This is a genomic window from Microcoleus asticus IPMA8, from assembly GCF_013179805.1.
Taxonomy (GTDB): domain Bacteria; phylum Cyanobacteriota; class Cyanobacteriia; order Cyanobacteriales; family Microcoleaceae; genus Microcoleus; species Microcoleus asticus.
Window position 1 is genome coordinate 1 of record NZ_SRRZ01000188.1, and the last position, 8,883, is coordinate 8,883.

Annotated in this window: 10 protein-coding genes and 1 pseudogene; 2 read left to right on the forward strand and 9 right to left on the reverse strand. The window is 45.9% G+C overall.

Annotation, left to right across the window (positions count from 1 at the left end; translation table 11 throughout):
• Positions 1 to 261 precede the first annotated feature (261 nt).
• Together E5S67_RS29740 and petL are read right to left on the reverse strand one after the other, a co-directional pair.
• Positions 262 to 483: a hypothetical protein gene (locus E5S67_RS29740; RefSeq protein WP_172192752.1), complete on the reverse strand. Its 222-nt coding sequence runs from the start codon at positions 481 to 483 to the stop codon at positions 262 to 264.
• Between the two features lie 254 nt (positions 484 to 737).
• Positions 738 to 839 (reverse strand): cytochrome b6-f complex subunit PetL, encoded by a 102-nt coding sequence (petL, locus tag E5S67_RS29745; protein WP_015175161.1) that lies wholly within the window; start codon positions 837 to 839, stop codon positions 738 to 740.
• 77 nt (positions 840 to 916) lie between these two features.
• On the opposite strand from petL, the gene aroB reads away from it, so the two are divergent.
• Positions 917 to 2,011: a 3-dehydroquinate synthase gene (gene aroB / locus E5S67_RS29750; protein WP_172192754.1), complete on the forward strand. Its 1,095-nt coding sequence runs from the start codon at positions 917 to 919 to the stop codon at positions 2,009 to 2,011.
• A gap of 96 nt (positions 2,012 to 2,107) precedes the next feature.
• On the opposite strand, the gene E5S67_RS29755 is transcribed toward aroB, so the two are convergent.
• Positions 2,108 to 2,878 carry a tetratricopeptide repeat protein gene (locus E5S67_RS29755; RefSeq protein WP_172192756.1) on the reverse strand — a complete coding sequence of 257 codons (771 nt, stop codon included), beginning with the start codon at positions 2,876 to 2,878 and terminating at the stop codon, positions 2,108 to 2,110.
• 195 nt (positions 2,879 to 3,073) lie between these two features.
• Between E5S67_RS29755 and E5S67_RS29760 the strand changes: the two genes are divergently transcribed.
• The gene (locus tag E5S67_RS29760; RefSeq protein WP_172192758.1) at positions 3,074 to 3,913 is read left to right on the forward strand and encodes an SPFH domain-containing protein; all 840 of its coding nucleotides are present in this window, start codon (positions 3,074 to 3,076) and stop codon (positions 3,911 to 3,913) included.
• Here E5S67_RS29760 and folP read toward each other — a convergent pair.
• From folP to E5S67_RS29790, 6 genes and pseudogenes are all read right to left on the reverse strand, one after another.
• Positions 3,904 to 4,767 carry a dihydropteroate synthase gene (folP, locus tag E5S67_RS29765; RefSeq protein WP_172192760.1) on the reverse strand — a complete coding sequence of 288 codons (864 nt, stop codon included), beginning with the start codon at positions 4,765 to 4,767 and terminating at the stop codon, positions 3,904 to 3,906. The two genes, E5S67_RS29760 and folP, sit on opposite strands and share 10 nt — an antisense overlap.
• Before the next feature lie 242 nt (positions 4,768 to 5,009).
• A complete protein-coding gene (tpiA, locus tag E5S67_RS29770; RefSeq protein WP_172192762.1) occupies positions 5,010 to 5,738 on the reverse strand; it encodes a triose-phosphate isomerase in 729 nt (242 codons plus the stop codon).
• Positions 5,739 to 5,806: 68 nt separating this feature from the next.
• Complete coding sequence (locus E5S67_RS29775; RefSeq protein WP_172192764.1) at positions 5,807 to 5,992, reverse strand: PCP reductase family protein; 186 nt, start codon at positions 5,990 to 5,992, stop codon at positions 5,807 to 5,809.
• A gap of 100 nt (positions 5,993 to 6,092) precedes the next feature.
• Positions 6,093 to 7,046 (reverse strand): hypothetical protein, encoded by a 954-nt coding sequence (locus tag E5S67_RS29780; RefSeq protein WP_172192766.1) that lies wholly within the window; start codon positions 7,044 to 7,046, stop codon positions 6,093 to 6,095.
• A gap of 163 nt (positions 7,047 to 7,209) precedes the next feature.
• A complete protein-coding gene (psbC, locus tag E5S67_RS29785; RefSeq protein ID WP_172192768.1) occupies positions 7,210 to 8,589 on the reverse strand; it encodes a photosystem II reaction center protein CP43 in 1,380 nt (459 codons plus the stop codon).
• A 157-nt stretch (positions 8,590 to 8,746) separates the two neighbouring features.
• A pseudogene (locus tag E5S67_RS29790) lies at positions 8,747 to 8,883 on the reverse strand (photosystem II D2 protein (photosystem q(a) protein)); the annotation flags it as partial.

The following is an 8,883-nucleotide window of genomic DNA, read 5'->3' on the forward strand; positions in this document are numbered from 1 at the left end:
TACGCCCTCAATCCACATCATTACGGACATTGCTCGCTTTAGTTCTCTTGGGTCGGGGTTGCCATCTATAAAATCACTTAACTCTTGTAAATGGTGTTGCTCAGACATATTGTTTTTTTGCCGATTTCCAGTGTATAAGTATTATTATAGTCCCTAATTATTATAATTTATAATATTTTGCAATTGATTTAGGATTGCTATATCGTAGTTGCTTCCTGGTTCCGCAGTTGGGTATTGTTCAACCCTGACAACTTCCCAATCTCAGACTCGATAGTGAGTATAGCTATGGGGGAATTGCCGATCGTTGAACTCTTCAATCCGGCAAAACTCGTAGGGACAATTCCCTGGTTGAGGTAGGGGTTCGTCAGAGGAATCGTAATACTCGCAGAGAATATCAGTTGTTGCCCCAGTGTGAGCCAACATTCTATTTTGCCCGCCTTCTGCTGACATCGATTGAGCCTTAAAAATGATATATTTCCGCATAATAAATCATCCTCCTCATCTTCTTCTAGATAATTGGGGAAGCGAGCGATTTTAGATTTTAAATTGAAGCATCAACCAAATTACTTTTTTCTAAAATTAAATTAGGAAGTTCTAGCATCAAGTTCTATGAAACAAAAAAATATTTGCGCCGTCAATCCAGAGATTTAATCAGAGATTTTTGGCGCAAATACTTTGTCGAACTGATACTTTTGCCAGAGATTAAATACTCTGGTTCAGACATCTAAATTAGCAAATTAGATGAGTTTGACAGCCCGCAGACCAAACATCAGCACTGTCGCCAAGCCGATCGCGCCGCCAAAAATCCCAAAATAAGTTATTGCTCCGCTAAGAGTCATTGCAATTTCTCCAAAACAATCAATAAAAAGACCTATAAGAACTATAATCTAAAATCTAATATCTAAATTAGATAAATATGCAATCGATAATTAAAGTTGACTTGGGGCCACAATCTTACAATGTTTGCGTGCGATCGGGCGGTTTAGACGAACTCGGCAGTCTGATGGGCGATCTAAGTTTGGGCAAAAAAGTGCTGCTGGTGTCGAATCAGTCGATTTTTCGGCAGTACGGCGAAAGAGCAACAGCAGCCCTCGAATCAGCAGGTCTGGAAGTCGGTAGCTGCATTTTACCACCGGGAGAACAGTACAAAACTTTAAATTCGGTACAGAAGATTTACGGTGCGGCTTTGGAAAACCGTTTAGAACGTTCCTCGACAATGGTGGCTTTGGGCGGCGGGGTGGTGGGCGATATGACGGGTTTTGCTGCGGCGACTTGGCTGCGGGGAATTAATGTCGTGCAAGTTCCGACTTCGCTGCTGGCGATGGTTGATGCTTCTATTGGGGGCAAAACGGGGGTAAATCATCCTTTAGGGAAGAATTTAATCGGGGCTTTTCACCAGCCGCGTTTGGTGTTAATTGACCCGGATGTACTCAAAACTCTGCCGGCGAGGGAGTTTCGTTCGGCGATGGCGGAAGTCATCAAGTACGGGGTGATTTGGGATGCCGAACTTTTCGGGAAGTTGGAGAAGTGCAAGCGTTTGGATCAAATGCGCTATGTGAAGGCGGATTTGTTGGCAGAAATTTTGAGTAGGTCTTGCCAAGCTAAGGCTGAGGTGGTCAGCAAAGACGAGAAGGAATCGGGTTTGCGGGCGATTTTGAATTACGGACATACCATCGGTCATGCTGTGGAAAGTTTGACTAATTACAAGGTGATCAATCACGGGGAAGGAGTGGCAATCGGCATGGCTGCGTCAAGCCGATTGGCTGTGGAGTTGGGAATGTGGGATGCTGAGTGCGATCGCCGCCAGTCTGCTTTGATCGAAAAAGCGGGTTTACCTGCCAAATTGCCGGCTGGTGTGGATGTTGAGGAAATTTTGCATACTTTGCAACTCGATAAAAAGGTGCAGGATGGCAAGGTGCGGTTTGTGCTGCCGGTGCGCTTGGGTGAGGCTGCTGTGAGCGATCGGGTGGATGGGGATTTGATTATACAAGTTTTGAAGGAAATGCTTTAAATTCTCGTTTTTGGGGGTGTTTAACCGCCGTTGAACGCTGACTAACGCCGATCGCCTATGGTGTTTTTTGTTTCAATGTCCGATCGGCGGTTGAGTTTAGGAGTCGCTCGACGCCGAATTCATTTCCTCCAAAATTTTATCGACTCTGTTTGCGGCTTGAGTTCTGCCTTGCTTGATAAATAACTCCTTAGCTTTTTTGAGGCTGGCTACTGCCTCCGCTTGGTTTTCCTTGTCTCCTTGCTGGTACAAACCGACTCCTAAATTGTTTAAAGCATCGGGATATTGATCGTTAATTTTAACGGCTTGTCTCCACTGAACAATTGCCTCGGGCAACTGCCCTTGACTTGCCATCGCTACGCCTAAATCGTTGTGAGCTTTGGCGTGTTGCGGGTTGACTTCAATTGCTTTTTGGAATAGAACGATCGCATCGCTCATTTTACCTTGCCCCGACAGCATACTTCCCAACTTGTAATAAGCATCCGCTTGTTTGGGATAGCGAGCGATTAGTTGCCGGTACAAAGCTTCGGCATTGACAACATTTCCTTGACCGTAAAGGTCGTTGGCAGTTCTCAAACCCACCGTGTAGCCTTTACCTACAACTTCGCACTTTTTCTCGGAGTTGCCTTGCTGCTTGCAAATCCTGAGTTCGTCTCCCTTCATCTCGTAGGATAGAACTTCCCGAACAGCAGGGCCTCGGCGCGGTGGCTGCAAGTTCTGCGACTGCAAGTTTTGCGAGATTTGCAGGGCGATTGTCTCAGCTTGTGCCGGTTGGGCCGCTGCGGCATTGCAGATTCCTGCACCCACCAAAATGCTTGGGGCAATCCACCTTAAAGGTTTGAACAAGCGAAACTCTCGATCGTTTTTCATGTCTTTTGTGGAAACGTGTTGTTGATATCCTGGGTTTCACTAGCGCCGTAAGAATCGGAGCAGAGGGCGGGCCCACCAGATGAAATAGTTTTAGTTATTAACAGTCGAGATATTTTAGCACTGTGTAACCGAGTTTGAGTTAAATTAGAGTAGAATTCCGATCTATTCTCAGTCAACCTTAGCAGGAAAATAGAAATGGGGCAGTCTATTCTTACCATGCTCTTTGCGCTCATCGTCGGCTACGCTGTTAACTCCAGCGTCAAAATAGTCAGCGGTGGCGACGAAGCTTTAGTGGAACGTTTGGGTCAATACAAGCGCACCCTCAAGCCAGGATTCCACTTTATCAGTCCCCTGGTCGAAAAAGTCGTCTGCGTGGACACAAGCCGTGAAAGAGTTTTAGACATTAAACCTCAGTCAGCAATCACGGGAGATAATGTGGCTCTAGAAGTCGATGCCGTTGTGTATTGGCGGGTTGTGAATTTACAGAAAGCTTATTATGGAATCGATCAAATTGAAAATGCGATCGCCAACTTAGTTTTAACGACGTTTCGCGCTGAAATTGGTCGATTGCCAATGCAAGACATCTTGGGTTCCCGAGATGACATGAATAAAAAGTTACTCAAGAAGTTGGACGAAGCTACCGAAACTTGGGGTGTCAAAGTAATTCGGGTGGAAATTCAAAGCATTACACCTCCGAAAAGGGTGCAAGAAGCGATGGAATTGGAGCGCGCCACTAAGAGCGAGTGGCAAGCAATGGTCAATAAGGCGATCGGCACTAAGGAGTACATGAGGCTCTTAGTTGAAGCTTTAGATTCCCATCCGAATAGTAAGCAAGTTTTGAATTACTTAGTAACCGAAAAATACTTAGACGCTCAACAAAAATTGGGTGAAAGCGACAATGCCAAAATTCTGTTTATGGACCCGAGAAATATGTCAGAGGCCCTCAACAATTTGATGGAGTCTATCCCTGATGTCCCTCCTGGAGATGGCGGCGGGGAAATGAAAGTTATCGATACTCAAACTACTCAAGACTGATATCGGAAGATGGCGTCGGCTACCTGAGAGACATCGCGCATTTCTCTGACATCGTGAACGCGCAATATATCTGCTGAATTTGCGATCGCACCTGTACAAGCCGCCGCTGTCCCCCAAATTCTTTGTTTCGCTTCTGGCTGATTCAAAATGTGACCGATGAAGCTTTTGCGCGATACTCCGACTAAAATTGGACAGTTTAAAACACGAAACTTTGGTAACTCGCGCAGAATTTCTAAGTTTTGACTGTAAGTCTTAGCAAAGCCAATACCGGGGTCGATAATTATTTGAGATTTGTTTATCCCCGCAGCAACTGCCGCCGCAATTCTACTCTCTAAAAATTCCCTAATTTCCCCAATTAAATCGCGATAATCAGTAAGTTTTTGCATCGTCTGGGGAGTTCCCCGAATGTGCATCAAAATTATTGGAATTTTTAACTTAGCAACGGTTGACAGCATTTGCGAGTCAAAAGTAGCTCCCGAAATATCGTTAATTATATCAGCTCCCGCCTCAACCGCAGCTTTCGCAACCTGCGCTCTGGTAGTATCGACCGAAATAGGAACTGAGCCAAAAATATCGGCTTTTTGCCGCAGTATTTGTACGAGAGGTATAACGCGATCGATCTCCTCTACTAAGGATATTTCCGCTGCACCGGGCCGAGTAGATTGACCGCCAATATCAATAATATCTACCCCCGATTTTACCATCTTTTCCGCTTGCAATAAAGCAGTTTCTATAGTATTGAAATCTCCGCCGTCGCTAAAACTGTCAGGGGTAACATTCAAAACGCCCATTAAATAAGTGCGTTTTCCCCACTCGAAAGCTTTATTTCTAATGGTTAATTTGCGATCGGTCATGAGTTATTCTAAATCGCTCTACTTGAAAATATAACAGATAACTTTTAGGGGCTGGTTTAGCAAAAAGTCACTGCCTCTCCCTGAATAATTTTTGTACAAAACCCGCCCTTTTTAGGGGTTTCAGAGGCGCAGATTTCGTACAAAGTCGATCGCCCAACTATCCGAGTCAGGGCGGGTAAGAACACAAATTTAAGCAACTGCCGACAAATTTTTGGCGTGATCACCAGCCCCTACTTCAATTTTCACAACTTGTAATTGACAATTCGAGCAAAACTCGCAGCTTCCAAACTCGCACCGCCTACCAGAACGCCGTCAATCTCAGGCATGACCATAACTTCATCAATATTCTCCGGTTTAACAGAGCCACCGTACTGAATTGGCACGCCAGGATTAGTCAATTTACTGCGAATCAAACCAATAACTCGGTTAGCTTCCTTAGTTTCGCAAGTATCGCCAGTGCCGATCGCCCAAATAGGCTCGTAAGCAATTACCAATTTCTGCTGGTCAACACCAACCAAATCTTTTTCCAACTGAGAAAAAATGTGAGATTCAGTTTCCCCTGCATCTCGCTGTTGCTTGGTTTCCCCAACGCACAGAATCGGAATTAAATCGTATTTCTGAGCAGCTTTCAGCCGCAAATTCACCGTTTCGTCAGTTTCCCCAAAATATTGGCGCCGCTCGCTGTGCCCTACGATGACATAGCGCACACCAAGTTCACTCAGCATTGGCCCGGAAATTTCCCCAGTAAAAGCTCCCGACTCTTGCCAGTGAACGTTCTGAGCACCGAGTCTGATCCGGCTGCCGTGCAAATTTTTCGAGAGGACAGCCAAGGAAGTGAAGGGAACGCAAAGCACGACTTCCCGTTCCTCTGGGGTTTCCGTCAGGCAGGACATGAATCCTTGAAGAAACTCTAGGGATTCTGCCCTAGTTTTGTACATTTTCCAGTTGCCAGCTATAACTATGTTGCGCACTATTTCTTTAAGTCCTTGTCCTTACAACGCAATTAATAGTCTAAAGCTTTAGCGTACCTTTCGATCCCTTATTGCCCAAACTCGATGCGAGCTTGCTCCACTAAGTCAACGGTGACAACTTCGGTTTCGGCTTCGCGGGCCAAGTTCTCGATGCGGATGCGAGCTTGTCCCCGGACAAAATAGGGAATATTTTTCAGCTTCGCCTTGGCTTCTGGCGTCCATTTGAGATCGTCGGAAAATTCGGAATCGGGCATGGCGTATTGAGCGATCGACTACAAGCCTTTATTTATCTGGCTTTGATGGAAAGCCTGGATGTATTAAATTTACCACGAGTTGCGATCGGGCCACACCTTCTCACTCTGCCTTAAATTTGTTGCCTAAAATAGCCGATGCTTCTTGTAAAAGCTGATTCTGCTCTTGTCGAATTGCCTCCAACCTTGCCAAAATATTAGCAATTCGTTCCTGAGACTCAAAACTGTTTGATGCAACTCCCCTCAATTGTAAAGCTGAATTATTTTTGTCTTCGGGATTCTTTGAAACCAATGAGTTTACAGCCACTCCACAGACATTACTTACAGCTTTAGGGCCGACACTCAAAACCCCTTGCATAAATTTTACAGGGCTTTGCATAATAAATAACCATCCTTGTGCAAACAAGCTACCTAAAGCCTGTAATAAACCTAAGATACTCAATATAAATAGCAGCAAAATTGCTAAAGATATCAGCGGGTGACTCACCAACCAGAAGACGAGAGGGTGAGAATCAATCCAATCTTTAACAGTACCATTGATAGCACTTTGAATGGCATTTGAAGCGACATCGCTCATACTTCCAGCATTGTTAATGCTATCTTCTAATGAAGCCTTAGCCTTTTCTGTAGCTTGATTTACGCTCTCTACAGCTTGGCTAGTGCTTTGATTCAGAGTATTGACCGCAGAGTTAGTAGTTTGATTAATAGTTTCTTTGGCAGTTGTCGCCGAGTGAGAAACAGCATCAACAGCTTTGTTGGTAGTTTCACTAACGCGACTAACCGCTTGATTTGCGAATTCCGATATAGAAATCCTGGCTTTTTCTGTTTTCTCCGCTACAGTACCTAAAGCATTGTTTGTAGCTTGATTAACAACATTAACGGCAGAATTCGTAGTTTGAGTGAGGGCTTCTTTTGCCTTGTCCGCAGATTCGGAGAGAGAAGATTTAGCTTCTGCTGTTGTTTCTGAAACAGAATTAACGGCTTTCCCGACTTGTTCCGTCCAAAATCCTTTCGTTTTTAGAAAGCTTTGAGAAACATCAGGCAGTGCTACTTCCATAGTAAGTGACCTTCATCAACTTAATTTACTGTTTCCAAGTGATTCTAGTATAGCTGGTATTTTTAATAGTTATAATCTGAGCTAATCAGCAGTAAAAAAGCTCCTGCCGTTAAGCAGGAGCCTTTTGCGATTAGACAATCAAATCAGAAATAAATTCGATCGATTAGTCTAAGTCTGGCATAGAAAGTACCGCTTCATTTTCGCGATCGATACCTCTTTCAAAGCCAGCGACAGCCGCGCGAGCGCGACCAGCGTGCCACAAGTGGCCGACCAAGAAGAAGAAACCCATCACAAAGTGGAAACAGGCCAGCCAAGAACGAGGTGACGTAAAGTTAAACGCGTTAACTTCAGTTGCCAAGCCGCCCACAGAGTTCAGAGAACCCAAAGGAGCGTGAGTCATGTACTCAGCAGCGCGGCGAGCTTGCCAAGGCTGAATGTCGTTCTTGATTTTGTTCAAGTCCAAACCGTTAGTACCGCGCAAGGGTTCCAACCAAGGACCTTGGAAATCCCAGAAACGCATCGTTTCACCGCCGAAAATGATTTCGCCAGTAGGAGAGCGCATCAGGTATTTACCCAGACCGGTGGGGCCTTGTGCAGAACCGACGTTAGCACCCAAGCGTTGGTCGCGGATCAGGAAGGTCAAAGCTTGCGCTTGAGAAGCTTCCGGGCCCGTCGGGCCGTAGAATTCGCTAGGGTAAGCAGTGTTGTTGAACCAGACAAAGCAGCAAGCGATGAATCCCATCAGGGACAAAGCGCCCAAGCTGTAAGACAGGTAAGCTTCGCCAGACCAGATTAAAGCGCGGCGAGCCCAGCCGAAAGGCTTGGTCAAAATGTGCCAAACACCGCCAGCGATACAAATCAGGCCAAGCCAGATGTGACCGCCGATGATATCTTCCATGTTGTTGACGCTGACAATCCAGCCTTCGCCACCAAAAGGAGAGCGAACCAAGTAGCCAAAAATCACAGCCGGGTTCAGAGTGGGGTTCGTGATAATACGCACGTCGCCGCCGCCCGGAGCCCAAGTGTCGTAGACACCGCCGAAGAACATGGCCTTAGCTACTAGCAGCAGAGCGCCGCATCCCAACAGAATCAGGTGGTAGCCGATGATATTGGTCATCTGGTTCTTATCTTTCCAGTCGTAGCCGAAGAACGAAGAGTATTCTTCGAGAACTTCCGGGCCGCGAACGGCGTGATAAATGCCGCCCAAACCGAGAACAGCAGATGAAATCAAGTGAAGAACGCCGACTACGAAGAACGGGAAGATATCCGTAACTTCACCGCCGGGGCCGACGCCCCAACCCAAAGTAGCGATGTGAGGCATCAAAATTAAGCCCTGTTCGTACATGGGCTTTTCTGGGATAAAGTGAGCGACTTCAAACAAAGTCATTGCACCGGCCCAGAACACGATCAAGCCAGAGTGAGCGACGTGGGCGCCCAGCAGTTTGCCAGATAGATTGATTAAACGAGCGTTGCCAGACCACCAAGCGAACCCGGAGGATTCTTGGTCGCGACCGCTTGCGTAGGAATTAGAGAGCGTTACCACCCGGTAGAACCTCCAACGATTTTAGATTTTGGATTTTGGGTTTTTTTGTTCCCTAGTAGGGCACGGTATCACCGCGCCTGCCCCGGGGAATAGGGATTTGGATTTCAATTTCAGTTTAAAAAAATTAAATTAATCTGAAATCCAAATCCAGATTTTTTTAAAGTGCGTTACCGCGAGGCAGAACTTCTTCAGGGAAGATGAAATTTTCGTGGGGTTGGTCCGTAGGAGCCATCCAAGCACGAATGCCTTCGTTAAGCAGAATGTTCTTAGTGTAGAACGTTTCAAACTCAGGAT